The organism is Pseudomonas sp. Z1-29, from assembly GCF_051131995.1.
Classification (GTDB): Bacteria; Pseudomonadota; Gammaproteobacteria; order Pseudomonadales; family Pseudomonadaceae; genus Aquipseudomonas.
In genome coordinates this window covers 3,328,094-3,354,057 of sequence record NZ_CP071645.1, presented here as the reverse complement: position 1 = coordinate 3,354,057, position 25,964 = coordinate 3,328,094, and the positions used below count along the sequence as shown (strand labels likewise).

Annotated in this window: 24 protein-coding genes; 10 read left to right on the top strand and 14 right to left on the bottom strand. The window is 62.3% G+C overall.

Annotation, left to right across the window (positions count from 1 at the left end; all coding sequences use genetic code 11):
* Positions 1-4: 4 nt before the first annotated feature.
* A complete protein-coding gene (locus tag J3P84_RS15190) occupies positions 5-1,306 on the bottom strand; it encodes an SDR family oxidoreductase (protein WP_434624054.1) in 1,302 nt (433 codons plus the stop codon).
* A gap of 133 nt (positions 1,307-1,439) precedes the next feature.
* Here J3P84_RS15190 and treA point away from each other — a divergent pair, with 133 nt between their 5' ends.
* Both treA and J3P84_RS15180 read left to right on the top strand, forming a co-directional pair.
* Positions 1,440-3,059: an alpha,alpha-trehalase TreA gene (gene treA / locus J3P84_RS15185; protein ID WP_434624053.1), complete on the top strand. Its 1,620-nt coding sequence runs from the start codon at positions 1,440-1,442 to the stop codon at positions 3,057-3,059.
* A 62-nt stretch (positions 3,060-3,121) separates the two neighbouring features.
* The gene (locus J3P84_RS15180) at positions 3,122-4,045 is read left to right on the top strand and encodes a LysR substrate-binding domain-containing protein (protein WP_434624052.1); all 924 of its coding nucleotides are present in this window, start codon (positions 3,122-3,124) and stop codon (positions 4,043-4,045) included.
* A gap of 283 nt (positions 4,046-4,328) precedes the next feature.
* Here the strand turns inward: J3P84_RS15180 and leuD are convergent, their stop codons facing one another.
* From leuD to xylA, 6 genes are all read right to left on the bottom strand, one after another.
* Positions 4,329-4,934, bottom strand: a complete 606-nt coding sequence (leuD, locus tag J3P84_RS15175) for a 3-isopropylmalate dehydratase small subunit (RefSeq protein ID WP_434624051.1) — start codon at positions 4,932-4,934, stop codon at positions 4,329-4,331.
* Positions 4,935-4,936: 2 nt separating this feature from the next.
* Complete coding sequence (leuC, locus tag J3P84_RS15170; protein WP_434624050.1) at positions 4,937-6,358, bottom strand: 3-isopropylmalate dehydratase large subunit; 1,422 nt, start codon at positions 6,356-6,358, stop codon at positions 4,937-4,939.
* Positions 6,359-6,483: 125 nt separating this feature from the next.
* Positions 6,484-7,620 (bottom strand): sugar ABC transporter permease, encoded by a 1,137-nt coding sequence (locus J3P84_RS15165; protein WP_434568680.1) that lies wholly within the window; start codon positions 7,618-7,620, stop codon positions 6,484-6,486.
* On the bottom strand, positions 7,621-9,177 hold the full coding sequence (gene xylG, locus J3P84_RS15160) for a D-xylose ABC transporter ATP-binding protein (RefSeq protein ID WP_434624047.1): 1,557 nt from the start codon (positions 9,175-9,177) through the stop codon (positions 7,621-7,623).
* 185 nt (positions 9,178-9,362) lie between these two features.
* Positions 9,363-10,364, bottom strand: a complete 1,002-nt coding sequence (xylF, locus tag J3P84_RS15155) for a D-xylose ABC transporter substrate-binding protein (protein ID WP_305494967.1) — start codon at positions 10,362-10,364, stop codon at positions 9,363-9,365.
* A 149-nt stretch (positions 10,365-10,513) separates the two neighbouring features.
* A complete protein-coding gene (xylA, locus tag J3P84_RS15150; RefSeq protein WP_434568678.1) occupies positions 10,514-11,830 on the bottom strand; it encodes a xylose isomerase in 1,317 nt (438 codons plus the stop codon).
* Positions 11,831-11,985: 155 nt separating this feature from the next.
* Here xylA and J3P84_RS15145 point away from each other — a divergent pair, with 155 nt between their 5' ends.
* Positions 11,986-13,161, top strand: coding sequence for a XylR family transcriptional regulator (locus J3P84_RS15145; RefSeq protein WP_434624045.1), 1,176 nt, complete (start codon positions 11,986-11,988; stop codon positions 13,159-13,161).
* Here J3P84_RS15145 and J3P84_RS15140 read toward each other — a convergent pair.
* On the bottom strand, positions 13,150-13,392 hold the full coding sequence (locus J3P84_RS15140) for a hypothetical protein (RefSeq protein ID WP_434568676.1): 243 nt from the start codon (positions 13,390-13,392) through the stop codon (positions 13,150-13,152). The two genes, J3P84_RS15145 and J3P84_RS15140, sit on opposite strands and share 12 nt — an antisense overlap.
* Before the next feature lie 142 nt (positions 13,393-13,534).
* On the opposite strand from J3P84_RS15140, the gene J3P84_RS15135 reads away from it, so the two are divergent.
* On the top strand, positions 13,535-13,876 hold the full coding sequence (locus tag J3P84_RS15135; protein ID WP_434604648.1) for a hypothetical protein: 342 nt from the start codon (positions 13,535-13,537) through the stop codon (positions 13,874-13,876).
* 166 nt (positions 13,877-14,042) lie between these two features.
* Complete coding sequence (locus J3P84_RS15130; RefSeq protein WP_434624043.1) at positions 14,043-14,420, top strand: hypothetical protein; 378 nt, start codon at positions 14,043-14,045, stop codon at positions 14,418-14,420.
* A 26-nt stretch (positions 14,421-14,446) separates the two neighbouring features.
* Here the strand turns inward: J3P84_RS15130 and J3P84_RS15125 are convergent, their stop codons facing one another.
* Together J3P84_RS15125 and mqo are read right to left on the bottom strand one after the other, a co-directional pair.
* Positions 14,447-14,968, bottom strand: a complete 522-nt coding sequence (locus tag J3P84_RS15125) for a GNAT family N-acetyltransferase (protein ID WP_434631338.1) — start codon at positions 14,966-14,968, stop codon at positions 14,447-14,449.
* A gap of 18 nt (positions 14,969-14,986) precedes the next feature.
* Positions 14,987-16,636: a malate dehydrogenase (quinone) gene (gene mqo, locus J3P84_RS15120; protein WP_434604652.1), complete on the bottom strand. Its 1,650-nt coding sequence runs from the start codon at positions 16,634-16,636 to the stop codon at positions 14,987-14,989.
* A 223-nt stretch (positions 16,637-16,859) separates the two neighbouring features.
* Here mqo and J3P84_RS15115 point away from each other — a divergent pair, with 223 nt between their 5' ends.
* A complete protein-coding gene (locus tag J3P84_RS15115; protein WP_434568671.1) occupies positions 16,860-17,645 on the top strand; it encodes a DeoR/GlpR family DNA-binding transcription regulator in 786 nt (261 codons plus the stop codon).
* Positions 17,646-17,735: 90 nt separating this feature from the next.
* The gene (locus J3P84_RS15110; protein WP_434624040.1) at positions 17,736-18,662 is read left to right on the top strand and encodes a Gfo/Idh/MocA family protein; all 927 of its coding nucleotides are present in this window, start codon (positions 17,736-17,738) and stop codon (positions 18,660-18,662) included.
* 45 nt (positions 18,663-18,707) lie between these two features.
* Here the strand turns inward: J3P84_RS15110 and J3P84_RS15105 are convergent, their stop codons facing one another.
* Positions 18,708-19,310: an XRE family transcriptional regulator gene (locus J3P84_RS15105; protein WP_434624038.1), complete on the bottom strand. Its 603-nt coding sequence runs from the start codon at positions 19,308-19,310 to the stop codon at positions 18,708-18,710.
* Between the two features lie 160 nt (positions 19,311-19,470).
* Between J3P84_RS15105 and J3P84_RS15100 the strand changes: the two genes are divergently transcribed.
* Positions 19,471-20,163: a B3/B4 domain-containing protein gene (locus J3P84_RS15100; protein ID WP_434624036.1), complete on the top strand. Its 693-nt coding sequence runs from the start codon at positions 19,471-19,473 to the stop codon at positions 20,161-20,163.
* A 161-nt stretch (positions 20,164-20,324) separates the two neighbouring features.
* On the opposite strand, the gene yghU is transcribed toward J3P84_RS15100, so the two are convergent.
* Positions 20,325-21,164: a glutathione-dependent disulfide-bond oxidoreductase gene (gene yghU, locus J3P84_RS15095; protein WP_434624034.1), complete on the bottom strand. Its 840-nt coding sequence runs from the start codon at positions 21,162-21,164 to the stop codon at positions 20,325-20,327.
* 321 nt (positions 21,165-21,485) lie between these two features.
* On the opposite strand from yghU, the gene J3P84_RS15090 reads away from it, so the two are divergent.
* A complete protein-coding gene (locus J3P84_RS15090) occupies positions 21,486-23,540 on the top strand; it encodes a 2Fe-2S iron-sulfur cluster-binding protein (RefSeq protein ID WP_434624031.1) in 2,055 nt (684 codons plus the stop codon).
* A 191-nt stretch (positions 23,541-23,731) separates the two neighbouring features.
* Here J3P84_RS15090 and J3P84_RS15085 read toward each other — a convergent pair whose 3' ends face one another.
* Together J3P84_RS15085 and J3P84_RS15080 are read right to left on the bottom strand one after the other, a co-directional pair.
* Positions 23,732-24,001, bottom strand: coding sequence for a YceK/YidQ family lipoprotein (locus tag J3P84_RS15085; RefSeq protein WP_434568665.1), 270 nt, complete (start codon positions 23,999-24,001; stop codon positions 23,732-23,734).
* A gap of 56 nt (positions 24,002-24,057) precedes the next feature.
* The gene (locus J3P84_RS15080) at positions 24,058-25,032 is read right to left on the bottom strand and encodes a DMT family transporter (RefSeq protein WP_434624028.1); all 975 of its coding nucleotides are present in this window, start codon (positions 25,030-25,032) and stop codon (positions 24,058-24,060) included.
* Between the two features lie 74 nt (positions 25,033-25,106).
* On the opposite strand from J3P84_RS15080, the gene J3P84_RS15075 reads away from it, so the two are divergent.
* A complete protein-coding gene (locus tag J3P84_RS15075) occupies positions 25,107-25,961 on the top strand; it encodes a LysR substrate-binding domain-containing protein (protein WP_434624026.1) in 855 nt (284 codons plus the stop codon).
* Positions 25,962-25,964 lie beyond the last annotated feature (3 nt).

Below are 25,964 nucleotides of genomic sequence, written 5' to 3'. Positions count from 1 at the left end.
GCCGTCACCTGCGGCCACGCTCCCGACCCAATGCCACCAGGCACCCGCCAAGCAACAGCGCCGCGCCCGCCACCAGCACGGGCGATGGTCGTCGCGCAGGCTTGCGCCAGCCGCCTTCGATTTTACGCGGCCCGCTGGGCGGGTTGAACAGGTTGCCCGAGGATGACGCCAACGCCGGGCTGCGGTTCAGGCCCAGACGCGTCAACCAGCCGGACAGTTGCGGGAAACCGGGCACCAGGAAGTGCGCGACTCTCGCCAGTATCGCCGCGCTGCCCACGGTGGTGCTGGGCTTGGGGTTGAGCGCACAGCTGACCATCGCTTCGGCAACCCGCTGCGGGTCGTAGACGGGAGGCGGTGGCTTGAGCGCATGGCCGGTGTAATTGGCGCCGTCGCGAAAGCCCGGCGTGTCGATGACGGCGGGGTAGATGTCGCAGACGTGGATGTCCCGGTATTCGCCGAGTTCACCGCGCAGGGCTTCGGACAAGCCGCGCAAGCCGTATTTGCTTGCCGAGTAGGCAGCGGCATAGGGCTGGGCGACCCAACTGCCCAGCGACAGGGTGTTGATCAGGATCCCGCGCTTCTGCGCCTTGAAATAGGGCCATGCCACATAGGCGCCCCGCAGGTAGCCGAGCAGGTCGGTTTGCAGGACCTGTTCATGTACCTCAAGCGGCGTTTGCTCGAAACTGCCCACCGCGCCGACGCCGGCATTATTGATCCAGATATCGATGCGCCCGTCGCCAAACGCGGCGGCCTCGGCGGCTAGCGCCTGCATCTGTTCGCTGCGGGTGACATCGGTGCACACCGCCAATGCGGCGGCGCCCTGGGCCTGGCATTCGTCGACAACTTCAGCGAGCGCCTCGCGATCACGTGCCGCCAGCACCAGGCGCGCCCGTTGCCGGGCAAACGCCAGAGCGGTGGCACGACCGATTCCGCTGGACGCTCCGGTGATGACCACGAGTTTTCCAGCCAAGGGATGCGATTGGGTCTGAGCGGCGGTAGCGGCGGGGCCCGTGGGCCGGCCGATATCGGGCTGCAAGGGTGCCAGCTTCAGGCGCACGCCATCGGCCATTATCAGCGTCAGGTCCTCAATGGTGCCAGCAACTCTGCCGGGGTACACCGGCTCGCCCTCGGGGTCGAGCTGGTCGTAGAGGAAGGTCTGGCCTTCCAGCCAGCCCACCGCCGTATTTAATTCAGGGCCCAGGTAATACTTTCCATCAAGGAAGAAACCTGGGAAGTGAGGCGCGCGCTCGATGCTTTCAACGGCGTAACGCTCACCGTGCCGCATGCCGGTTGCTGGGGCAATCATGATCAACACCTCCGTCCTGTTGGTCCTGCCATAGAGAGCAGGGGTCAGGCAGGGGTTCCGTCGAGGTGAGGAAAGGCATTTCGAGTGAACCGCGCTCCACCTCGTTATGTCACTCGTTGGTCAGGAACGACAAATGATGGAGCCGCCGATGCGACCGCTGTATTTCCCCAGCCTGTCTCTCGCTGCCGTGCTGTGCACGGCCTGTTCAAGCCAACCGCCCGCCATGTGGGGTTACGCCGACGCCCGGGACCGGGCCAATCAGCCGCCCGACCAGATGTACCCCGAGCTGTTCGAAGCCGTGCAGCGTCAGCAGGTGTTCACCGACCAGAAGCATTTCGTCGATGCGTTGCCCAAGCGTGACCCGGCGAAGATCCGTGCCGATTACCTGGCCGGTCGGGAGGGCGCCGATTTCGATCTCGATGCCTTCATAAAAGACAACTTCATCGAATCCGGCCAGGCTGAAAGTCCTGCTCCCGAACCGGGTGCGCCGATCAAGGAGCACATCGATAATCTCTGGCCCGTGCTCAGCCGAACCTACACCCAGGTGCCGCCCTACAGCAGCCTGCTGCCGTTGCCGCAACCGTATGTAGTCCCGGGCGGACGTTTCCGCGAAATGTATTACTGGGACTCGTATTTCACCATGCTCGGTCTGGAGCAAAGCGGCGACAAGACGCAGGTTCGCCAGATGACCGACAATTTTGCCTACATGATCGATACCTACGGCCATATCCCCAATGGCAACCGCAGCTACTACCTGAGCCGCTCGCAGCCACCGTTCTTTGCTTACATGGTCGAGTTGCAGGCGCACATCGAAGGCGAGCAGGCCTACGGGCGCTACCTTCCCCAGTTGCAAAAGGAATATGCCTACTGGATGGACGGCGCGCAGGCCCTCAAGGCCGGTGAGGCCGTGCAACATGTCGTCAAGCTCGCCGATGGCAGTGTGCTCAACCGTTATTGGGATGCCAGCGCTACGCCTCGGCAGGAGTCATGGCTGCAAGACACGAAGACCGCCGAACAGGCGCCACAGCGACCCAAGGAGGAGGTCTGGCGCGACTTGCGCGCCGGGGCCGAAAGCGGCTGGGATTTCAGCTCCCGCTGGCTGGGGGACGGCAAGAACCTGGCGACCATCCGAACCACGTCGATTGTGCCGGTGGACCTGAACGCCCTGATGTTCCACCTGGAGCGCACCATCGCCAAGGCCTGTGAGACGGTGGCGAACACGCCTTGCGTCCAGGCCTATGGGCAGCGTGCCGAGCAACGCCAGCGCGCCATCGAGACGCACTTGTGGAACGCCGAGGGTGGTTATTACGTGGACTACGACTGGCAGCAGAACCGGCAACGGCCGGGATTGACTGCCGCAACGCTGTTCCCGCTCTACACCGGCATGGCCTCTGCCGAACGCGCCGATCGTACCGCCGATGCGGTGCGTCGAGGTTTGTTGCGTCCGGGCGGCATCGCCACCACCCAGGTCAACAACGACCAGCAATGGGACGAGCCCAATGGCTGGGCGCCGTTGCAATGGGTGGCGGTCGAAGGGTTGGACCGCTACGGACAAACGGAACTGGCCCGGGAAATTGGCAGCCGCTTTCTGAAGCAGGTCCAAGACCTTTATCTCAAAGAGGACAAATTGGTCGAGAAGTACGACGTGTCCGGACAGGGCGACGGCGGTGGGGGCGGCGAATACGAACTGCAGGACGGCTTCGGCTGGACGAACGGAGTAACACTGAAGCTGATGAATAAATACGGCGGTTGAGCCGGGCCGGATCGATGCTATTCTTCGCAAAATCTGCGAAGAATAGCGCTGCCGTGGGGCTTATGAACACGAGTCGTGATCAGTTTCCATTACCGGAGGACCTGAAGGTCTTTCTCACCGTCGTTCGAAAAAACGGCTTTGCCAGTGCCGCGCAAGCGCTGGGTTATTCAGCGGCCTATATCAGCAAGCGCATTTCGGTACTGGAAGCGACGCTCGCCACGCGCCTGCTGCACCGCACTACCCGGCGTATCGCCCTGACCGACGATGGCGAGCGTGTGCGAGTCTGGGCCGAAAAGCTGTTGGGGGATTTCGAGGAATTTGTCGGTGAAATCGCCCAGGCGCGACATCAGCCCAGCGGCGCTCTGCACATCTGCAGCAGTTTCGGTTTTGGTCGCAACCACGTCGCACCGGCCATCGGCAAACTGTCGCAGGCGTACCCCCGGCTCGACATCCGCCTGGACGTATTCGACCGCGTCGTCGATATCGTCGGCGAAGGCTTCGACCTGGAGATCCGCGTCGGTGATGACCTGCCGGACCAACACCTGGGGCGCAAGCTGGCGAGCAATCGGCGGATACTCTGCGCAAGTCCGGAGTATCTGCAACGGCGGGGCATCCCGCATTCGCTGGAAGAGCTTGACGCTCATGATTGCCTGGTGCTCAAAGAGCGCAATAACGCGTTCGGCCTATGGACGCTGACCCGGGATGGCGAGGAGGCAACGGTACGTGTCGGCGGCCCGTTATCATCCAACAGTGGCGAGATCGTTCTGGAGTGGGCGTTGAGCGGCGGCGGGATCCTGCTGCGCTCGATGTGGGACGTCAAGCCGCTGCTGGAGCAAGGGCGGCTGGTCCAGGTGCTGCCAGACTATTCGCAAAGCGCCAACGTCTGGGCCGTATACCCGACCCGGCTCAGCCAGTCGGCCAAATTGCGGGTATGTGTCGAGTTTCTCGAGGAGTGCTTCCGGGATTTGTCGGTTGGTCAGGCGTAGTGGCGTCCTCTGTGGGAGCGAGCCTGCTCGCGAAGGGGCCGGCCCATCAAACGTCTTCGGTGGCTGACACGCCGCCTTCGCGAGCAGGCTCGCTCCCACATTGGATTTTCGACAGGCACAGACCTCACGGTATAAACGGAACCCTGTGGGAGCGAGCCTGCTCGCGAAGGGGCTCACTCAAAATCTTCACTGACTGACACGCCGCCTTCGCGAGCAGGCTCGCTCCCACAGGGGAAGCCCGAACCTACCAAAACCAGGTCAAACCCAACCCCAACCCCAACCCCTACAACCAAGGATTCTCCGCCAGATGCCGACGCTCGAACCGGCGAATCTGCTCGGCACGCTGGAGCGTTGCGCCAATGGCGTCCAACCCCAGCAGCAACGACTCCTTGCGCAGTCCGTCAATCTCGAACGCCATAACGCTGCCGTCCGCCAGCTCAATGCGCTGCTCGGCAAGGTTGACGCTGACAGCGGCCGTTTCCGCGTGGCCAACGAGCTCGGCAATCTTTTTCCACTGGAGCTCGGCAAGCTCAATCAGCAGCACCCCGTTTCGCTGGCAATTGTCGTAGAAGATCCCGGCGAAACTTGTGCCAATCAGCGCCCTGATCCCTACCTGCTTCAAGCCCCAGACCGCATGCTCACGGCTTGAGCCACAGCCGAAGTTTTCGCCCACCACCAGGAACGTCGCATCGCGCCAGCCAGGTTGATTGAGCACGAAATCCGGATTGGCAACGCCGGGCTCGCGCCATCTCAGGTCAAAGAACAGGCCCCGGTCCAGCCCCTGGCGGTCAATGCCCTTGAGGAACTGCTTGGGCATGATGACGTCGGTGTCGATGTTGGCGGCCAGCAGCGGGGCGGCGATGCCGGTTACGGTGTCAAAGGGTTGCATCTTCAGGCCTCCGGGAGCAGTGAGCGAACGTCAGTCAGGTGACCGGTTATCGCGGCGGCGGCGACCATGGCCGGACTCATCAGGTGAGTCCGCGCGCCCGCGCCCTGGCGTCCTTCGAAATTGCGATTGGTGCTGGATGCGCAGCGATCACCTGGCGCAAGCACGTCGTCGTTCATCGCCAGGCACATCGAGCAGCCGGACTGGCGCCATTCGAAACCCGCGTCGCGGAAGATCGCAGCCAGTCCTTCCTCTTCGGCCTGGTCGCGCACCGCGGTGGAGCCGGGCACGATCATTGCCCGAACATGGGCCGCGACCCGCTTGCCGCGAACGACCCGTGCCGCGTCGCGCAGGTCTTCGATGCGCGCATTGGTGCAGGAGCCGATGAAGGCATGGCTGATCTGCACTTCGCCAAGGGGCATCCCTGGCGTCAGCCCCATGTAGTCCAGCGCCCGCTGCAGGCCCTGGCGCAGGATCGGGTCGGGCTGCGCCGCCGGATCCGGTACCTGGCCGCCAATCGGCGCTGCCTGGTCGGGGCTGGTGCCCCAGGTCACCATCGGCTCCAGCGCAGCGACATCGAGGCTCACTTCCCGATCGAATACCGCATCCTCATCGCTGCGCAGGTCTTGCCACTTGGCCACGGCCTGTTCCCACAGCTCGCCCCGAGGCGCACGGGGTTTGCCTTGCAGGTAGGTAAAGACCTTGTCATCCGGGGCCATGAAGGCGCCTCTCGCACCCGCTTCCACGGCCATGTTGCAGATGGTCATCCGCGCTTCGACGCTCAGTGCGCTGATGACCGGGCCGGTGAATTCAATTGCGTAGCCCGTAGCGCCCGAGGCGCCGATTTTTTCGATCAGCGCCATGATGACGTCCTTGGCGGTGACGCCCGCGCCGAGGGCGCCATCGACCGTGACGCGCAGGGTTTTCAGACGCTTGTAGACTAGCGTCTGGGTGGCCAGCAAATGTTCGATTTCAGAAGTGCCGATGCCGAAACCGAACGCCCCGAGCGCACCGTAGGTGGTGGTATGGCTGTCGCCGGCGGCGATGACCATGCCCGGCAGGATGAAGCCTTGCTCGGGAGCGACGACGTGCTCGATGCCCTGGCGCTTGTCCAGCACATCCAACAGTTCGATGCCGAAGTCTCGGCAGTTTTCGGCAAAGTAGGACACCTGCCGGGCGCCGCCCGCATCCGGCATGGCCGCGATGCGTTGAGGCGTGGTCGGGTTGACGTGGTCAACCACCGCGAGGGTTGCGCTGGGGCGCCAGACGCTGCGGTGGGCTTCGCGCAGGCCGCTGAACGCTTGCGGGCTGGTGTATTCGTTGGCGACCTGACGGTCGATGTACAGCAGCACGTGGCCCTGATCATCCAGCGGGCAAACGGTATGGCTGTCGATATGTTTCTGATAAAGCGTTCTCGGGCTATTCATTTTCGCGCGCTTCTTGTCCTGGCGGGGCTTGCTGTGAACAGCATATGCCCCGCCCTGAAAGCATCAAGCACGCAAAAGTGAAGGCGTTGCACACGAGTCGTGATCAATCACCCAAGGAGCGGCCATCAACGCCGTCCAGTTCGGGTGCTGACGTCTACCCAGACGGCCAGGACCAGAATGCTGCCTTTGACAATCATCTGCCAGTAGCTGTCGACGTCGAGCATCGACATGCCGTTGTCCAGGCTGGTGATGACCAGCGCGCCGAGCAGCGCACCGTAGACCGTCCCGGAGCCGCCGCGCATGGAGGTGCCGCCGATGAAACAGGCAGCGATGGCGTCCAGTTCGCCCATGTTGCCGGCCGAGGGGGAGCCGGCCGCCAGGCGCGCGGTGTTGACCATGCCGGCGAGGGCGCACATCACGCCCATGATGCCGAAGATCCAGAGTTTCACCGCTTGCACGTTGATGCCGGACAGGCGGGTGGCTTCCATGTTGCTGCCCACGGAATAGACACGCCGGCCGAACACGGTCTGGCTGGTCACGTAGCTGAACACCCCCAGCAGGACCAACAGCAGCAGCACCGGAACCGGAATCCCGTCGTAGCTGTTCAGCGTGTAGACGAAGCCGGCGAGCACTGCGCCGATCAACACCACCCGCACCACGTCGCGCACCAATGAATGGGCGGCCAGGCCGTGCAAGGCGCGATTGCGGCGTTGTTTCCAGGTCAGGAACAACGTCAGGGCAAACAGCACCACGCCAAGGCCTGTGCCGACCGCATGGGGCAGATAACCCTGGCCGACATAAACCAGCTCCGGCGATACCGGGGCGATCGTGGTGCCGCCGGTGATGCCCAGCAGAATTCCGCGAAACGCCAGCATGCCGCCCAAGCCGACGATGAACGAGGGGATGCGCAGGTAGGCGGTCATGTAGCCGTTGGCGAGGCCGATGACCAGCCCGCACAGGGCGACCAGGCTCAGGTTCGCCAGTAGCGGAATGTGATAGACCACATCGAGAATCGCCGCGAGCCCGCCGAGCAAGCCCAGCAGCGAACCCACCGACAGGTCGATCTCACCGCTGATGATCACCAGCACCATGCCGCAGGCTAGGATTCCGGTGATGGACATCTGCCGCAGCAGGTTGGAGAGGTTGCGCGGAGTCAGGAATCCGCCCTCGGTCTGCCAGCTGAAGAACAGCCAGATGACTGCCACGGCAATCACCAGGGCGAGCATTTTGTAGCGGGTGAACACTTGTTTGACCTGATTCATCTACGCGGATTTCCGATCATTGTTGTCAGGGGCTTCGGGATGGCTGAGCGCGGCCGCAAGCACCTGCTCCTGGGTCAGTTCACGATTGACGAAATCGCCGCGCAACTGGCCGTCGCCAATCACCAGCACGCGGTCGGACACCCCGAGCACTTCGGCCAGCTCCGAGGACACCATGATGATCGACACGCCTTCGGCCGCCAGCGCGCCCATCAGCTTGTAGATCTCGTACTTGGCGCCGACGTCCACGCCTCGGGTGGGCTCGTCGAGAATCAACACCCGTGGCTTGGTCAGGAGCATCTTCGCCAGCACGGCTTTCTGCTGGTTGCCGCCGGACAGGCTGGTGATTGGCAGGAACGGGCTTGCGGTCTTCAGGTGCATGCGCGAGATCTCCCGGTCGATGCTGCCCAGTTCGGCCTCAGCATCGATCCGGGTCATCTTCGAGAAGTTCTCCAGCACCGCCAGGGTGATGTTCTGGCCGACGCCCAGGTCCGGGATGATGCCTTGGCGCTTGCGGTCTTCGGGGACCATGCACAGGCCGGCGCGGATCGATTTGAGCGGTGTGCTGCTGTCGATCCGCTGGCCGTCCAGCCAGACCTCACCTTCATGGCGTCCGGGGTAGGCGCCGAACAGGGCCGACACCAGTTCCGTGCGACCGGCGCCCACCAGCCCGGCGATGCCGAGGATTTCCCCGCGCTTGAGCGCAAACGAAATATCGTCGACCCGTTTGCGCCTGGGGTTGTCGACGTCGTAGCAGCTGATGTGGCGCGCCTCGAAAATCACCTCGCCGATCTCGTGGGGTTCGGTGGGGTAGAGGTTGCTCATTTCCCGCCCGACCATCTGGGTGATGATTTTCGGGATATCCATGTCGGCCATGGCGGTGGTCGCGATGTGTTTGCCATCGCGGATGACGGAAATGGTGTCGCACACCGCCGCCACTTCATCGAGCTTGTGGGAGATATACACGCAGGCCACGCCCTTGGCCTTGAGGTCGCGGATGATGTCCAGCAGCACCTCGATTTCCGAACGGGTCAGGGCCGAGGAGGGCTCGTCGAGGATCAGCAGGCGCGCCTGTTTGTTCAGCGCCTTGGCGATCTCGACCAGTTGCTGGTAGCCACCGCCGTACTGCGAGACCGGCAGCGAGACGTTCATGTCCGGCACTTTGAGTTCACGCATCAGGGCTTCGGCGCGATGGATCATCGCCGGATAGTTCATGCGCCCGCCGGGCAGGGTCAGCTCGTGGCCCATGAAGATGTTTTCGGCCACTGACAGGTCGGGGACCAGTGTCAGTTCCTGATGGATGATGACGATCCCGGCGGCCTCGGTTTCGCTGATCGATTGGGCTTTCAGCGGCTGGCCGTCCCAGAGGATTTCGCCCTCCCAGGTGCCATAGGGGTAGACCGCCGAGAGGACTTTCATCAACGTGGATTTGCCCGCGCCGTTTTCACCGCACAGGCCGACACATTCCCCGGGCCGGACCTTGATGTCGATGCCGTTGAGGGCTTTGACACCGCCAAAGGTCTTGACGATGCCGTTCATTTGCAACAGGTATTCGGACATGGCGAGGGCTCGTAAAAAAAGGGCTCACAGGCAGCGTTGAGGAGCACCACCCAGCCCTGTGGGAGCGAGCTTGCTCGCGATGAGGCCGTCACATCCGACACCAATGTTGACTGTCAGGCCGCCATCGCGAGCAAGCTCGCTCCCACAGGGACTGTTTGGCAAAAAGTCCCCGGGGTGCGCTTTGATCACTGCCCGGCAATCTGCGCCTTGGTGTAGAACCCGTCCTTTTCCAGCAGGTCGATGTTGTCCTTGGTCAGTGCGGTGGGCGTGAGCAGGATGGTGTCGACCTTCTTGTTGCCGTTGTCGTACTGCGAGCTGTAGGTGGGCTTCTCGTTGCGCGCCAGTTGCACCGAGAGCTTGGCGGCTTCGGAGGCGATCAATTTCAGTGGCTTGTAGACCGTCATGGTCTGCGTGCCGTCGATCACGCGCTTGACCGCCGCCAGGTCGGCGTCCTGACCCGAGATCGGCACCTTGCCGGCGAGCTTCTGCGCGGCCAGGGCCTGGATGGCGCCGCCGGCGGTGGCGTCGTTGGAGGCGACGATGCCATCGATCTTGTTGTTGTTCCGGGTCAGGGCGTTTTCAACGATGCTCAGGGCTTCGGTGGGGTTCCATTCCTTCACCCATTGCTGGCCGACAATCTTGATGTCGCCCTTGTCGATGGCCGGTTGCAGCACCTTCATCTGGCCTTCGCGCAGGATCTTGGCGTTGTTGTCCGTAGGGGCGCCGCCGAGCAGGAAGTAGTTACCCTTCGGCGCTGCCTTCAGGACACCGCCGGCCTGCATCTCGCCGACTTTTTCGTTATCGAAGGAAATGTAGGCGTCGATGTCGGCGTTGAGGATCAGCCGGTCATAGGACACCACCTTGATCCCGGCCTTCTTGGCTTCGGCGACGGCGTTGGTCAGCACGGTAGCGTTGAATGGCACGATGACGATCACATCGACGCCCCGGGAAATGAGGTTTTCGATCTGGGAAATCTGCTTCTGCTCGTTGGCGTCCGCCGATTGCACGTAGACCTTGGCGTCGAGTTTTTCCGCCGCCGCGACAAAGTAGTCACGGTCGCGCGACCAGCGCTCCAGGCGCAGGTCATCAATGGAAAAACCGATTTTCGGGTGGGTCGCGTCGGCCATGGCCGGAAGCGACAGCAGGGCGAGGGCGCCGGCGAGCAGGGTACGTTTGAAGGTTTTCATGGTGGTGCGTCCTTTTATTGTTTTTTGAAAGACACTGCCTGACGATGAACATGATGCCGGTAGAACTGTAGAGACTTGTTCGGCGTTCCGGGCGCAGATTTGTCGCGAGAATGTAACAACCTCCCTGCGCCCGTGAAGGTTGCCTGCGGTCAGGGGTAGATAAACCGGTTGACGACGTTTTCGAGCATCTCCTGCCGACCGCTGACGGCCTGCGGATTCAGCTCGTTGGTGAATGCATGCTCGGCCAGTGATTCGAGACTGAAGTCCCCCGCCAGAACCGCTTTGCCGAACGGCTGCTGCCAGCCCGCGTAGCGCTGGTCCTTGAATTTCTGCAGTTGATCGTTCTGCACCATGGCCGCCGCGCGCTCCAGGGACAGGGCGAGCACGTCCATGGCGGCAACATGACCGTGGAACAGATCGACGTCGTCGACGCTCTGGCGGCGGACCTTGGAGTCGAAGTTGAATCCGCCGTTGCCGAAGCCCCCGGCCTTGAGGATTTCGTAGGTGGCGAGGGTCATTTCCTCGACGCTGTTGGGAAACTGGTCGGTGTCCCAGCCGTTCTGCGGATCGCCACGGTTGGCATCGATGCTGCCGAAGATTCCCAGGGAGACCGCCGTGGCGATTTCATGATGGAAACTGTGCCCGGCCAGGGTCGCGTGGTTGGCCTCGATGTTGACCTTGATTTCGTTCTCCAGGCCGAACTGTTGCAGGAAGCCGAACACGGTGGCGCTGTCGTAGTCGTATTGGTGCTTGGTCGGCTCCTGGGGCTTGGGCTCGATCAGCAGGTCGCCCTTGAAGCCGATCTTGTGCTTGTGCTCGACCACCATGCGCATGAAGCGGCCCAACTGTTCGCGTTCGCGCGCAAGGTCGGTATTGAGCAGGGTTTCATAGCCTTCACGGCCGCCCCACAATACGTAGTTGGAGCCCTTCAAACGCTGAGTGGCGTTCATGGCGCTGAACACCTGGGCGGCGGCGCAGGCGAAGACCTGTGGGTCCGGGTTGCTGGCGGCGCCGGCGGCAAAACGCGGGTTGCTGAAGCAATTGGCGGTGCCCCACAACAGCTTGATTCCGCTTTGTTCCTGATGGCGCTCAAGGTGATCGACCATCTGCGCGAAGTTGTTGCGGTATTCCTTCAGCGATTGTCCTTCCGGCGCGACGTCGGTGTCGTGGAAGCAGTAGTAGTCGATGCCCAGCTTGGAGAAGAACTCGAACGCGGCCTCGGCCTTGCCGATCGCCAGTTCCAGCGGGTCCCCGGCGTGCTGCCACGGGCGCTTGAAGGTCCCGGCGCCGAACACATCGGACCCTGGCCAGACAAACGTATGCCAGTAGCAGACGGCCATGCGCAGGTGCTCGCGCATGGGTTTGCCGAGCACCAGCTTGTTGGCGTCGTAATGGCGGAAGGCGAGCGGCGAGTCGCTGCCGGGGCCTTCATAACGAATCGGCTCGACATCGGGAAAGTACGACATGGGCGGGTTTCCTTTTTATTCTTGGCGGTGTCCCGATACTACCGCCGGCCCGCAGGCTGCTGATTATGAAAATCACCAATCGGCAGTTCGATTTTGAGTATTGAGATTCGCCGTTCGCGCGCCTAGTCTGTGTCAATCGGCCCAGGATAAAAACAATGAAAATCGTCCCGCCCGTTCACCGCATCGCCCTGCTGTTCAACGGCAGCAAGATCTACGACCGCGGCATCATCAGCGGCATCGGCAACTACCTGAGCAGCACGCGCGCGTCCTGGGACCTGTTTCTCGAGGAAGATTTTCACTGCCGGTTGAAAGGGATCGAGCGCTGGCAGGGCGATGGAATCATCGCCGACTTCGATGACCCGCTGATCGGCGAGGCGCTGGCCGGGATCAAGCTGCCCGTGGTGGCGGTGGGGGGCTCGTATCAGGACGAGCGCGCCTATCCGAAGGGCATTCCATATGTCGCGACGGATAATCACGCGCTGATCAAGTTGGCCTACGCGCATCTGATCGAAGCCGGGTTGACGCAATTCGCCTGTTTCAGCCTGCCTGAAGCCCAGGCCAATCGCTGGGCCCAGGAACGGGAAAAGGCCTTCCGCCAGTTGATGCAGCGCGATGGCCTGCCGGCGCAGGTGTACCGGGGCATGGGCACCAGCGCGCCGCTTTGGGACAGCGCGGTCGAGCAGCAGATCGCCTGGCTGCAGAGCCTGCCCAAACCCATCGGCATCATCGCGGTCAGCGACGCGCGGGCCCGGCAGTTGTTGCAAGCTTGCCTGACAGCCGGGATCGCCGTGCCGGAGCAAGTCGCGTTGATCGGCATCGACAACGACCCGCTGACCCGCAGCCTGACCCGGGTGCCGCTCAGTTCGGTGGTGCAGGGCACCGAAACCATGGGCCGGACCGCCGCGCGCCTGCTTCACCAGATGCTGCACGGCATGCCTGCCACCGGCACCCAGGTGTTGATCCCGCCCGGGGCGATCAACGTGCAAGCGTCGAGCCTGCACCAGCCACTGGGCAATCCTTACGTCATGCAGGCTTTGTTGTTCATTCGCCAATACGCCTGCCAGGGCATCAAGACCGCGCAAGTGGCGGCGTATGTCGGCGTGTCGCGTTCATCCCTGGAGTCGCATTTTCGCAAGGAGCGTGGTTGCAGTGTTCACGACGAGATCCTGCGCTTCAAGCTGGCGGCGGCGGCCAGCGGGTTGGAGAACACCGAGCTGGCGATTGCCGATATCGCCCGCGATTGCGGCTTCAAGTCGGCGCAGTACCTGCACACGGTGTTTCGCCGCGAATTCGGCTGTACGCCTCGGGGATTTCGCCAGTCAGTCGGATAGCCAGGTACTCATCACCCGCCGATCCAGTTCCTCCCAGTCCGCCATGCCCAACACCCGGGTAGTGTTCAACCCCCGCAGGTAACCGCGCAGTTGATTGGCCGTGTCCCGCTTGAGCTGGGGGGCGATTTCGGCATTGCTCAACAGCACGCTTTCGTACTGGACCAGGTACTCAGCCACCCGCTCACGGAAGTCGGGCAGTACCGCGTCACGAATCAAGTCAAACGTTCTCATCCGTTCCTCATCATTCCGGCTTGCAACTATTGCTATGAGTAATAGTGACCATTAGCAAATGCAAGTTCTGCTTTGCGGGCAATCATTGGAAAATCAGCGCCATCGAGACACAGCCCAACGTTTTTATTTTCAGGACCGATCCATGCGCCCTTTATTTCTACTGTCCCTGGCGTTTTCCCCGCTGTTATTGGCGGGATGTGCCTCGGCACCGAACGATCCGACCCTGACCTTGCAGACCAGCAAGACCCCGGCCGAATACGCTGAGTGCGTCGTGCCGAAGTTGCAAGGCAGCGCTTTGCACCCGATGGTCTCGCAGAGCCAGCGCAGCTACCGCATCGTCGTGCCGAGCAAGATTTCGGCGGACAACGTGCTGGAAGCCTACAAGGCCGGCAGTGGTGGCAAGGTGTTTGTCTACGAGCGCCACCTGCTGGCGTCCAATCTCCTGCCTTCGAGTTTCGAGCGCGCCGCACAGGAATGCATCTGACCGGCCCGTAAACGCTTTTCTCCGTGCTCCTTTGGTTGGCCGCAACCAACCAATTCCCTTGCCCCGCACCGTCTTCGGTCGCGGGGCTTTTTTTTGTCCGGGGACCTCACATACCTTGGTGTGAGAGGATGGCGGACGCAAATCCGCCGCAGAAAAAAGGACCGAAATGACCATGCTCCCAGCGTACTCCGCGCCATTCGCCCTGGCGCTTGCAGCCTTTTGCGCACCGGCGCAGGCCGCGACGTGGCAGATCTGCGATATCCAGCTGCACGTCACCGAAGTGGTGAAACGGCCCACGCCGAAGCTCCAGGCCCAAGTCCTGAAGGCGCGCCCGGCCTCGCCCAGTGTGGAATGCCCGGAAGAGGGCGCGGTGATCAGCTTCATTCCGGAAACCGCCGACTACCAGGCCACGCTGCCACGCCGCAAATGGCCCGGGAAAGGCCAGGCGATCCGGATCAAGTACCGCTATCTGGATGGAATCTGCAAGGGCGACGGCAACGACTATCCTTGCCGTATCGAGCATTATCCGTTTGTAGCTCGATGAAAAAATCGCTCATCGGACGTCCAGAACTACCGGGGCTGGATTGAAAGCGAATACCAATGATGCTGCCCGTTGGCCTCCGGCTGGGTAGGCTCCACCAGAAAACCACAACGCTTGAGCACTTTCACCGAGCCGGCATTTTGTACATAGACATCGGCTAGCAACCGTTCGAGTCGCCAGTGTGACCGGGCCTGCTCGATCAAGTGCTTCACTGCCAGCGTCGCCAGTCCCTTGCCACAAGCGTGTTGGGCGATTCGATAGCCGACCTGCGCCGTTCGCTCGCTGGTGTCGATGTCCTTGAGGTTCGCTCGTCCGATGATCATTCCGCCGGCGTCCTCGATGACAAACGGGTGCCAGGTCCCGGCGGCGAAGCCGGACAGGTAATCGCCAATGTGCTCGCTGACTCCCCGCAACGAATAAAACGCCGAGGCGCGCGCATCGATGTGCCGCTCGAACCACTGGCGATTATCCACTTCAAACGCCAGCAATGACTCGGCATCGGCGACTTGCAGGGTACGAATCCTGATGGCTTCCTTGTCCACGTTTCCCATCCTTGTCAGTCGAAGCATTCACAACGCCAGATCCGGGTCGGAATCGCTGTTTTTCTGCCCCACGGGATCGCTGTTGGTCGGGGCCTTCGATTCGGCGTTTCCACGGATGTCCGGCGGCGGCGCCAGTTTTAGCACATCGCTGGTGTATTTCCATTCCTCATAGACACGATCAGGATCATCGTTTAGCCGTGTGCCATAGCTGGGAACGATCTGGTGCAGTTTTTCCTGCCAGGCCGGCGAGGCCACCTTGTCCTTGAAGACCCGCTGCATCACTTCCAGCATGATCGGGGCTGCCGTCGAGGCACCAGGGGATGCGCCAAGCAGGCCGGCAATGCTGCCGTCCTGGGAGGCCACTACTTCGGTGCCCAGTTTGAGCACGCCACCTTTTTCTTCGTCGCGCTTGATGACCTGCACGCGCTGGCCGGCTTGCCAGAGGCGCCAGTCTTCCTTCCTGGCCTGGGGAAAATATTCCTGCAAGGCCTTGAACCGATCATCGTCGGAAAGCATGAGCTGGCCGGCCAGGTATTCAACCAGCGGGTACTGCTCGATGCCTACTTTGGTCATCGGCCAGATATTGTGCGGGGTCATGCTGGTGAAAAGGTCGAAGTACGAGCCTTCCTTGAGGAATTTGGTGGAGAAGGTCGCAAACGGACCAAAGAGGATGACGCGCTTGCCATCCAGTACGCGGGTGTCCAGATGCGGCACTGACATCGGTGGCGCGCCGGTGGAAGCGATGCCGTACGCCTTGGCCATGTGTCGCTCGGCAATGCCAGGGTTCTCGGCGACCAGGAACGAGCCGCCGACCGGGAACCCGGCGTAGTCGTCTGCCTCCGGGATACCCGATTCCTGTAGCAGATGCAGTGCGCCGCCGCCGGCGCCAATGAATACGAACCTGGCGTCGGTGGTGGTCGTTTCGCCGTCCTTGAGGTTCTTGTATTCCACGCGCCAGGTACCGTCGTCGTTGCGGGTGATGTCGCGCACCTCGCTGGAAAGCTTCAGGCTGAAGTTGGGCCGGCTCTGCAAGTAGCTGACGTACTGGCGGGTAATTTCGCCAAAATTCACATCGGTGCCGATCGGCGTCCAGGTGGCCGCGAGCTTCTGGTTCGGATCGCGGCCCTCCATCATCAAGGGTACCCACTTCCTGATCTGCTCCGGGTCCTCTGAATATTGCATCGGCCGGAATAGCGGGCTCGCTTGCAGCGCCTCGTAGCGTTTTTTAAGGAATTTGATGTTGTCGTCACCCCAGACAAAACTCATGTGCGGGGTGGAATTGATGAATGAAGGCGGATTCTTCAACACGTTGTTGCGCACCTGCCAGGCCAGGAACTGGCGGGTGATCTGGAAGGCTTCGTTGATCTCGATAGCCTTGGAAATGTTGACGTTGCCCTGGTCATCCATCGGCGTGTAATTGAGCTCCGCCAGTGCCGAATGCCCGGTGCCGGCGTTATTCCAGCCGTTGGAGCTTTCTTCGGCCACCGCATCCAGGCGTTCGACCATCTCCATCGACCAGCCAGGCTCAAGCTCGTTGAGCCAGATGCCCAGCGTCGAACTCATGATGCCGCCGCCTACCAGCAGCACGTCGACCTTCTTCGTTTCCGCCGCCTGGGCCCCGTTGACGCCTGATAAGAGCGCAGCGCCCAGCAGGACCGCGATAATGATTCTGTTCATAGTTCCATCCTCGGCGACCCGAGGAGTCGCTCGTTGACCAATTGACGCTACCGACCTTGTGTTGACCTGCATGAAGAAAAGACTGTTCAGCGACCTGGCGGCAGAGAGTGACGAAAGGCAGCCTTGCCCTTGGGCAACGTCGAGGGTTTGACGACCCGAGGGAGACGCGGCATATTGTGCTCGGTTGTGTATATTCATGCTCGTTTATGCAGGTTCAGCTGTCATGAGTGCTACCCACGAAGTATTTCCCGGCGAACGCCAACGCTTGATCAGCGAGCGGCTTGCCCTGTATGGCCGGGTCATCGCGGCTGATCTGGCGATTGAATTCAACGTTTCTGAACATTCGATACGCCGAGACCTGGGCACATTGGCGGCGGCGGGCTTGTGCAAGCGCGTCTATGGCGGCGCGATTCGCCTGCCGGCCGCCGAAGCGCCGATTGATGTGCGGATCCACCAGGATCCTGCGCGCAAGGATAATCTTGGCCAGGCGGCAGCCGCGCTGCTTAGCGCAGGCCAGCATGTATTCCTGGATGCCGGCTCGACCAACCTGGCCATTGCCCGTGCCATCGACCCGGGGCTGCAATTGACGCTCAGCACCAACTCCCCGCTGATCGCGGTAGAGCTGATGAAGCTGCCCCGCGCCGAGGTCATCCTGCTCGGCGGTCGCATGAACCGCGTCGCGGGCGGGGCGATCGGTCTGGCCGCCGTCCAGCAATTGCGCCAGTTCAATTTCGACTTGTGCTTTGTCGGGGCCTGCGCCATCGACCCGGACAATGGTGTCACGGCGTTTGGCCTGGACGACGCCGAGTTCAAGCGCGCGGTGGTCGCGGCCAGCGGTCAGGTGGTGGTGGCGGTGACCAACCAGAAGCTGTCCAGCGTCGCTCATTATCAAGTGGCTTCTTGTGAAGAGGTGACCACGCTGGTGGTGGAGCAGGACGCGCCGCAAGAGCGACTCGGCCCCTTTTTCGAGCGAATCTCCAAGGTCGTGAGGGCGGTCGAACAGCAATAACGCAAGGCAAGGGGATTCGACCCATTGTCCGCCAGACGATTTACGTCTAGTTTGCTGGCCCATCATAAGTACAAAAGTCAGGAGTCATCGATGCAACCGATTCGTCTCGGCCTGGTGGGCTACGGCAAGATCGCCCAGGATCAACACGTTCCCGCCATCCAGGCCAACCCCGCGTTCGAACTGGTAGCGGTCGCCACGCAAGGCAAGCCCTGCGCCGGTGTGGAGAATTTCCAGTCCTTGGGCGAGTTGCTGGAAAACGGCCCGCACGTCGATGCAATTGCCTTTTGCACGCCGCCACAAGGGCGATTCGGTCTGGTCCGGCAGGCGCTGGTGGCCGGCAAGCATGTGCTGGTGGAGAAACCGCCCTGTGCCACCCTGGGCGAAGCGATGGCGCTGGTGGAGCAGGCGAGCGAGCAAGGCGTCAGCGGCCTGTTCGCCTGGCATTCGCGTTACGCTCCGGGCATCGAGCTTGCCCGGGACTGGCTCGCCAGCCGCACGCTGCAAAGCGTCCGGATCGACTGGAAGGAAGACGTGCGCAAATGGCACCCCGGCCAGGCGTGGATCTGGCAACCGGGCGGCCTCGGGGTCTTTGATCCGGGCATCAATGCCCTGTCGATCGTCACCCATCTGCTGCCGCTGTCGCTGTTCGTCGAGTCGGCCGAGTTGCGCGTTCCCGACAATTGCCAGTCACCGATTGCCGCGAGCATCAGGATGTCGGATGCCCGCCATCTCGATATCCGCGCCGAATTCGATTTCGACCATGGTCATGATGAGCTCTGGAGCATCGAGATTCGCTGCGCCGAAGGCGTGTTGCGACTGGACAACGGTGGTGCGTTGTTAAGCATCGACGGCGTGCGCCAGTCGGTGTCGGAGGAGGGCGAGTACGCGGCGGTGTATCGGCATTTCCAGCAGTTGATCGGTAACAAGGCCAGTGACATGGACCTGCAACCGCTGCGCCTGGTTGCGGACAGCTTTTTCGTCGGCAGCCGGACCTTGGTCGAGCCGTTCTACGACTGAATGGCGAGCGGGCCCATCCTCATGGGGGATGGGCCCGCGGCCTGCCTATTGATGTATTTCGGCAACCGACATGGTGAAGATCAGCTTCGACTTGCCGGCGTTGGAATACGTATGCGCCACGTCGGTTTTCGCGACCGCCGAGCTACCGGCGGGGACGATCAGTTCCGTTTCTCCCACCACACATTTCAGTGTGCCTTTTTCTACATGGAACAGCTCAAGCGTGCCTTGAGGGTGTCCGGCCGAGGCGAAGGTTTCGCCGGGAAACATTTCCCAGCGCCACAGTTCGATCATGTTTGGGCCTGGCGTGCCGGCCAGCAGGCGTGCGCTGCCTCCCAGCTCTCCGGTCCAGAGTGTAGGAATATCCTGGCTGTCGATGACATGGGCCGAAGGTGCTTCCGCCACGTTGACGATATCGGCTACCGAAAGGCCCAGCGCCGCGGCGATCTTGCACAGGATGCCGATGCTCGGGTTGGCCGTGCATTTCTCGATTTCCACTACCATCCCTTTGCTCACGCCCGAGCGCCGGGACAGTTCGTCAAGCGTGATTTTCTGAGCCTTGCGCGCCTGCTTGAGCGTGCGCGCAACGGCCAGGCTCACCGCGTGGGCGTCCGCGCCAGGGACGGTCGATAGAGGGCTGTTCAGGGGCATCACCAAGGATCGCGAATAAATGTGCCAGGGATTCTCGGCGTTTGGCGGGGACGGCGTCAATCGGCTCATCGCAGTTTGCCGACTAAAAAGTCGATATATTGACTTTGGCGGCCGGCGGTGACTAGCATGAAAACCGATTTTGAATTGCTGGAGAATGCTGATGCTGTCGGTACAGCCGTTGATCGACCAAGCCGTTGCCGAGCTGGCGCCGGGGTTCAGGGCCCTGAGCATCGTCGCACAGGCTGCGCCGCTCACCGATCCCGACGTCGCCCGCGCGGCGCTGGAGCGGGCCTGTCAATCGGTGCTGGCGGGCGGGCCGGCCTGGGCGGAGGCCCATTTGCAGCAGTGGGCCCAAACGTTCCGACTGTTCGGTGCCAAGCCGCAACGCACGCCATGTTCAGCCGAAGCGTTGCGCAAGCGGGTGCTGCGCGACGGCGGTTTGCCGAGCCTTGATCCGGTCGTTGATCTCTACAACGCCATCAGTCTCGAATATGCGATCCCGGTGGGCGGGGAAAATATCGAGGCGTACACAGGCTCGCCGCGACTGGTGATTGCCGAGGGTGGCGAACCGTTCGATACGATGAAAGAGGGGGCGCCTGCCCATGAATATCCCGACGCCGGCGAAGTGGTCTGGCGCGACGACCAGGGCGTGACGTGCCGTTGCTGGAACTGGCGCCAGGGCGTCAGGACCCGCCTGGACGCGGATGCCAGGCAGATGTGGTTCATCCTCGAAAGCCTGCCGGCGATGCCGCTCGAAGCGCTGACCGAAGCGGGCGACAGGCTGATAGAAGGCTTGCAGTCGATGATGCCCGGCGTGCAGATCGAGAGCGTGCTGATCGGGCCCGGAAGCTAACGCGCTGGCGGAAGCTCCTGTGGCGAGGGAGCTTGCTCCCGCTGGTCTGCGCAGCAGACCCAACCCAGCCAACGCAGTCATTCAGGCATATCGCATTGACCGGCTGACGACTGCTGCGCAGCCGAGCGGGAGCAAGCTCCCTCGCCACGAGGGGGTGTCAGTCAGTCCAGGTCTTGCGCGCTATGCCGCTCCGGCACCTGGCTCGTTTCGTCGCCCCAGGTCCGGTTGACGCGCTGTCCGCGCACCACGGCTGGACGCTTGGCGATTTCCTCCGCCCAACGCTGCACGTGGGTGTATTCGTGGGCTGCCAGGAACTCGGCCGCCGAGTACACGTTGTTCCGCACCAGTTGGCCATACCAGGGCCAGACCGCGATGTCGGCAATGGTGTACTGGTCGCCGGCCAGGTAACGGTTTTCAGCCAGGCGACGATCCAGCACATCCAGTTGGCGCTTGGCTTCCATGGTGAAGCGATTGATCGGGTATTCCAGTTTCTCCGGCGCGTAGGCGTAGAAATGTCCGAAGCCGCCACCCAGGTAAGGCGCCGAGCCCATCTGCCAGAACAGCCAGTTCAAGGTTTCGGTGCGCCCGGCCGGATCGGTCGGCAGCAGCGCAGCGAATTTTTCCGCCAGGTACAGCAGGATCGAACCGGACTCGAACACCCGGATCGCAGGTTCGACGCTGCGGTCCAGCAGGGCCGGGATCTTGGAATTCGGATTGACCTCGACGAAACCGCTGGAGAACTGGTCGCCTTCGCCGATGCGAATCAGCCAGGCGTCGTATTCCGCGCCGGTGTGCCCGAGCGCCAGTAGTTCCTCAAGCAGGATGGTCACTTTCACGCCATTGGGCGTTGCCAGCGAATAGAGCTGCAACGGGTGCTCGCCGATCGGCAGGGTTTTTTCATGGGTCGGCCCGGCGACAGGGCGGTTGATGCTGGCGAAGTGGCCGCCCGAGGGGGCTTCGTGCTTCCAGACTTTGGGCGGGACGTAAGACGCTTGGCTCATGGGACGTACCTTATCGTTTGAATGCGCTGATCCTGAAGCGAAGCCATAGCACATTTGCGCTATGGCTCAGGTCGGGGACATGGACTCTAATCTATGGGCGCTCTGTCAGGCAGACAAGGGCCGTCGAAAATAATGCCGAGGGTCAACGGTCATTTCATTTGATGAAACAATGGATTTCAATCCGTGCGTATTCCTGCGCCGGCGCATTGGGCAGAAGATGACTCCACCCGCCCACACACCCAGTCAAAAGGGGGTGACGGACGAACCCTGACCGTAGCGCACTGGCCCAGGCAGCAATGCCGGAGGCGCAAGGAGTAACCGATGAACGAAGCCTCGAAAGTAGCCCCTTCGCCCTGGCATGAAGGCGAGTTGGCCTTGCAGCGCACCGTCGGGGCAGTAGAAATGATGGCGGGTGTCGGCCAGCGGCAACTGGCGCGTAGCTGGATGCCGGATCAGCACCGCGAGTTTTACGCTCAGTTGCCTTTCGTGGTGCTGGGCGCGGTGGATCGCCAGGGCGATGTCTGGGCGACCCTGCGCACCGGGCAGCCCGGCTTCATGAATTCACCGGACCCGGAAACGCTGCACATCCATTTCGACCCGGAGCCCGAAGACCCGGCCGAGCAAGGTATGGGCGAGGGCGATGCCATCGGCATGCTCGGTATCGAGTTGCACACCCGTCGCCGCAACCGCATGAACGGCGTCGTCCGGCGTCGGCTTGAGCGCGGGCTGGATATCTCGGTGAGCCAGGCCTATGGCAACTGCCCACGCTACATCAACCTGCGCCAGTACCGTTTCGTCGATGAGCAGCCCGCCGAATCGCGCCAACTGGAGGCGGCCGACCCGTTGGTCCGGCGGTTGGTCACCGCGGCCGATTCGTTCTACATCGCCACCTACGTGGTACGCGACGGCGAGCGGCAAGTCGATGCGTCCCATCGCGGCGGCAAACCAGGTTTTGTGCGCATGGACGAGGACGGCACGCTGACCATTCCGGATTTCTCTGGCAACCTGTTCTTCAATACGCTGGGCAATATCCTGCTGAACCCGCGTGCGGGCCTGGTCTTCGTTGATTTCCAAACGGGCGATTTGCTGCAGATGAGCGGTTCGGCGCAAGTGTTGCTGGACGATCCGCAGATCGCCGCGTTCCAGGGCGCCGAGCGGCTGTTGCGGTTTACTCCGCAGCGCATTGTCCATCGTCCGGCGGCGCTGCCGTTGCGCTGGAAGGACCAGGACGAGGGTGACTCGCCCAATTCATTGATGACCGGCAGCTGGGAGCAGACCGCCGAGCGCTTGCAGGCCGAGGCCCTGCGCAGCCAATGGCGGGCGCTGCAGGTCACCCGGGTGGTGGACGAAAGTCACGACATTCGGTCCTTCTACCTGCAAACCAACGACGGCGTCGGTTTACCCCGGTTCGAAGCCGGGCAGCATCTACCCGTACGGATAACGCTGGAAGGACAGCAAGTGCCGTCGATCCGGACCTATAGCGTGTCCAGCGCACCGTCGGACGATTTTCTGCGCATCAGCGTCAAGCGTGACGGCGCGGTATCTTCGCACCTGCATGAGCAGATCCAGGCGTCCGACCAGGTTGACGCCCGGGCGCCTCAGGGCCATTTCACGGTTAATCCGACTGAGCGCCGGCCTTTGGTACTGCTGGCGGCGGGCGTCGGTATCACACCGCTATTGTCGATGCTGCGCGAAGTGGTCTATCAGGGGAAACGCATCAGCCGGATGCGCCCGGTCTGGCTGGTGCAAAGCGCTCGCCACGTGGCCGACCTGGCCTTTCGCGAGGAGATCGACGAATTGGTAGCCCGTGCCGGTGACAAGTTGCGAGTGCTGCGCATGGTTAGCCAGCCGCCCAGCGACGGGACGGTCGGGCAAGGCTACGACGTGGCCGGCAGAATCGAAGTGACGCTGCTCAAGCAACTGTTGCCCCTCGATGATTACGATTACTACCTGTGCGGGCCGGGCAGCTTTACCCAGGCGTTGTACGACGGCTTGCGCAAGCTGCGCATTCCCGATGATCGCATTCACGCCGAAACCTTCGGTCCGTCCACGCTGGTGCGCGACGTTGAAGTCAGCGTACCGGCGCCCGAGCAAGTGCCGGCGGCCACCGAAGCGGTAAAGGTGCTGTTCGCCGGTTCGGCCAAGGAGGCCCGCTGGGAACCGGAAAGCGGGACGCTGCTGGAATTGGCCGAGGCGCGGGGTCTGAATCCGGAGTTCAGTTGCCGCGGTGGATCCTGCGGCACCTGCAAGACCCGAATTACCCAGGGTCAGGTGCATTACCTGACCCATCCGGCCGAGCCCGTGGCCCCCGGCGAGGTGCTGATCTGCTGCGCCGTACCGGCCCAGGGCAGCGAGCCTTTGGTGCTGGAGGCCTAGCGTGCAGCGCTGGCGCTTGTTCCTTCGCCAGCACATTCAATATCCTCACTGCCTGACACGCCGCCTTCGCGAGCAGGCTCGCTCCCACATGGGTCCTACGGCGCATACACATCCAGCGCCTGGCCCATTCCAGTGTGGGAGCGAGCCTGCTCGCGAAAGGGCCTGTGTGTTCAACACCCAGGACAGTGAATTTATTCCTCAGCCGGTCTCATATGAAAAATGGTGTAGGGCAGGATCAGCGTATCGGCGACGAAGCTGAGGGGTAGATCGATGACTGCGAACGGCGCCAGTGCGCGCGCGATGGTCGCGTTATCTTCGGTCGTCGCCTTGAGCACCTGGAGGTCGACGGACACGCCGCAATAAGGATGAATACCGCAAAGCTGCCCGGTGCCAAAGGTTTCGTTGGCCGTCGCGCACCCTGTCAGCAGTGCGATGGTTAAAGCAATTCCCACGATGCGCATGGCGGTCCCTCGTAATTGGTGCGCGACTGTAGCACTGTGATCGGGCTCAAATTGACTTATCCGCCTGACTCAGTGCGCTCGCGATGACTCCTGCCGATTTCAGTCCGCCGCGTCTGCCGGGCTTCTTCGCGCACCACCAGCCAGATCCCGATGGCGGACACCGCCATCCCCAGTGCCATCTGCCATGAAAGCGGTTCGTCGAACATCGCCCAGGCCCACAGCATCGTGATCGGTGGGCTCAGGTACAGGACGCTGGCGACCCGGGTGGTGGACGCCCGGCGCAGGCACAGCCAATAGAGCCCGTAACCGCCCATTGTCGACAAACCTGCCGTCCACAACACACTCAGCGCGAACCCGGTACTCGGTATCGGCGCCAGGCTGCCTTGCGTGCCCTCGATCACGGCGAATGCCAGGCCAGAGACGCAACATTGCAGCCAGAGGTTAGGCAGCAGGCCGAGCGATTGCGAGGCAGGCAGCCGCTTTTGCCAGAGGGTCGCGATAGCCAGCGAAAACATTCCCAGCAATGGCAGCCCGTACGCCCACAGTGGCGCGTGGCCCCAAGCCAGTGCGCCGTGGGTGCCAAGCGCAACGCCGATCAGGCCGACGATCAATCCGGTCCAGACTCGCGGCGCCAAGCGCTGGCCCAGTGCACCGGCGGCCAGCAACGCCAGGCCGATCGGCAACAGATCGGCGAACAACGCCGCCAGCCCGGCCGGCACGCCCAAGGCGATGCCCTGGGTGATGCCAGCCAGGTACCCAGCCATCGCGAGCAGGCCGATGCCGGCGTTTTTCAACAAAGTGACCCGCGAGGCTCGCCGCAACTGCCCGGCGACAAAAGGAAACAGCACCAGTGTGACTACCAGGCAGCGCCAGAACACCACCAGCAGTGGCGGCGCGTAATCAATGGAGAATCGCGCACCGACAAACCCGGAACTCCAGGCCAGGAGCAGGGCGGCCTCCAGCAAAGGCAAGGGGATCAGCCAATAAACGCTGGACGGCAAAGGGCAAGTGATCGATTTGGGCTGGTTCATGGTCACAGGCTACGAAAGCAGCCTAATCTAATAAATCAAAATATCTTGCAGCAGTCGTTCAGGAAAGATGAATCATGCCCGCCATATTGGATATCGAGCTGATACGGACCTTTCACGCCGTCGCGCGCATCGGCAAATTCAGCGCCGCAGCCGAGCAGCTGCACAAAAGCCCGGCGGCGGTGAGCGTGCACATCCAGCGATTGGAAGCGGTCGCCGGAGGTCGGCTGCTGAACCGCGACAATCAGGCGGTATCCCTGACCGCGCTGGGCAAACGCTTGCTGCTTTCCACCACCGAGTTGCTCACCACCCACGATCGGGTGCTGGCCGACCTGCACGGCACGCGGCTGGCGGGTCGCATCACGTTAGGCGTGCCGGACGAGTACGCCGACCACGTCATCCGCGACATCCTGCCGACATTCACGGCAGCCTGGCCTAACGTGATCCTCGAGCTCAGGACGGCCCCCAGTTATGCCCTGCGTGAGCAGGTGCAGCGCGGGAAACTGCAAGCGGCCGTGCTCGCTCAGCCGATGGATCAGCCAAGGGAGGAAACCGAGGTGTTGACTACCACGACGCCGGTCTGGGTCGGCGCGGTTCACGCGACGGCCAGCCCGGCGCAGCCGCTCGCGTTGGCTGTGCATGCAGCGCAGTGCCCTTATCGGCAAGCCATGATGCAGGCGCTCAGGGAGAGCGGTTACCGGCTGCGCGTAGTTCTGGAAAGCCCGTCCAACCAGGCCGTCAAGGCCTGTGTCGAAGCCGGCCTGGCGATCAGCCTGATCGACCGTGCCCGCGTGACCGAGCACATGCGGATTCTCGATGGCCTGCCGGTGATCCCCGACCATGCAGTGGTGTTCATGCGCTCCCAGGCATCACGCGGCAATGAAGCGGTAGACCTGCTTGGCCAGGCCATGCAGCAGCGTTTTCGACTGTAGGCG

Bases quoted from the DNA above. Each gene is read 5' to 3' on its own strand.
- J3P84_RS15190 (WP_434624054.1), bottom strand. From the start codon at position 1,306: ATGATTGCCCCAGCAACCGGCATGCGGCACGGTGAGCGTTACGCCGTT.
- treA (WP_434624053.1), top strand. From the start codon at position 1,440: ATGATGGAGCCGCCGATGCGACCGCTGTATTTCCCCAGCCTGTCTCTC.
- J3P84_RS15180 (WP_434624052.1), top strand. From the start codon at position 3,122: ATGAACACGAGTCGTGATCAGTTTCCATTACCGGAGGACCTGAAGGTC.
- leuD (WP_434624051.1), bottom strand. From the start codon at position 4,934: ATGCAACCCTTTGACACCGTAACCGGCATCGCCGCCCCGCTGCTGGCC.
- leuC (WP_434624050.1), bottom strand. From the start codon at position 6,358: ATGAATAGCCCGAGAACGCTTTATCAGAAACATATCGACAGCCATACC.
- J3P84_RS15165 (WP_434568680.1), bottom strand. From the start codon at position 7,620: ATGAATCAGGTCAAACAAGTGTTCACCCGCTACAAAATGCTCGCCCTG.
- xylG (WP_434624047.1), bottom strand. From the start codon at position 9,177: ATGTCCGAATACCTGTTGCAAATGAACGGCATCGTCAAGACCTTTGGC.
- xylF (WP_305494967.1), bottom strand. From the start codon at position 10,364: ATGAAAACCTTCAAACGTACCCTGCTCGCCGGCGCCCTCGCCCTGCTG.
- xylA (WP_434568678.1), bottom strand. From the start codon at position 11,830: ATGTCGTACTTTCCCGATGTCGAGCCGATTCGTTATGAAGGCCCCGGC.
- J3P84_RS15145 (WP_434624045.1), top strand. From the start codon at position 11,986: ATGAAAATCGTCCCGCCCGTTCACCGCATCGCCCTGCTGTTCAACGGC.
- J3P84_RS15140 (WP_434568676.1), bottom strand. From the start codon at position 13,392: ATGAGAACGTTTGACTTGATTCGTGACGCGGTACTGCCCGACTTCCGT.
- J3P84_RS15135 (WP_434604648.1), top strand. From the start codon at position 13,535: ATGCGCCCTTTATTTCTACTGTCCCTGGCGTTTTCCCCGCTGTTATTG.
- J3P84_RS15130 (WP_434624043.1), top strand. From the start codon at position 14,043: ATGACCATGCTCCCAGCGTACTCCGCGCCATTCGCCCTGGCGCTTGCA.
- J3P84_RS15125 (WP_434631338.1), bottom strand. From the start codon at position 14,968: ATGGGAAACGTGGACAAGGAAGCCATCAGGATTCGTACCCTGCAAGTC.
- mqo (WP_434604652.1), bottom strand. From the start codon at position 16,636: ATGAACAGAATCATTATCGCGGTCCTGCTGGGCGCTGCGCTCTTATCA.
- J3P84_RS15115 (WP_434568671.1), top strand. From the start codon at position 16,860: ATGAGTGCTACCCACGAAGTATTTCCCGGCGAACGCCAACGCTTGATC.
- J3P84_RS15110 (WP_434624040.1), top strand. From the start codon at position 17,736: ATGCAACCGATTCGTCTCGGCCTGGTGGGCTACGGCAAGATCGCCCAG.
- J3P84_RS15105 (WP_434624038.1), bottom strand. From the start codon at position 19,310: ATGCCCCTGAACAGCCCTCTATCGACCGTCCCTGGCGCGGACGCCCAC.
- J3P84_RS15100 (WP_434624036.1), top strand. From the start codon at position 19,471: ATGCTGTCGGTACAGCCGTTGATCGACCAAGCCGTTGCCGAGCTGGCG.
- yghU (WP_434624034.1), bottom strand. From the start codon at position 21,164: ATGAGCCAAGCGTCTTACGTCCCGCCCAAAGTCTGGAAGCACGAAGCC.
- J3P84_RS15090 (WP_434624031.1), top strand. From the start codon at position 21,486: ATGAACGAAGCCTCGAAAGTAGCCCCTTCGCCCTGGCATGAAGGCGAG.
- J3P84_RS15085 (WP_434568665.1), bottom strand. From the start codon at position 24,001: ATGCGCATCGTGGGAATTGCTTTAACCATCGCACTGCTGACAGGGTGC.
- J3P84_RS15080 (WP_434624028.1), bottom strand. From the start codon at position 25,032: ATGAACCAGCCCAAATCGATCACTTGCCCTTTGCCGTCCAGCGTTTAT.
- J3P84_RS15075 (WP_434624026.1), top strand. From the start codon at position 25,107: ATGCCCGCCATATTGGATATCGAGCTGATACGGACCTTTCACGCCGTC.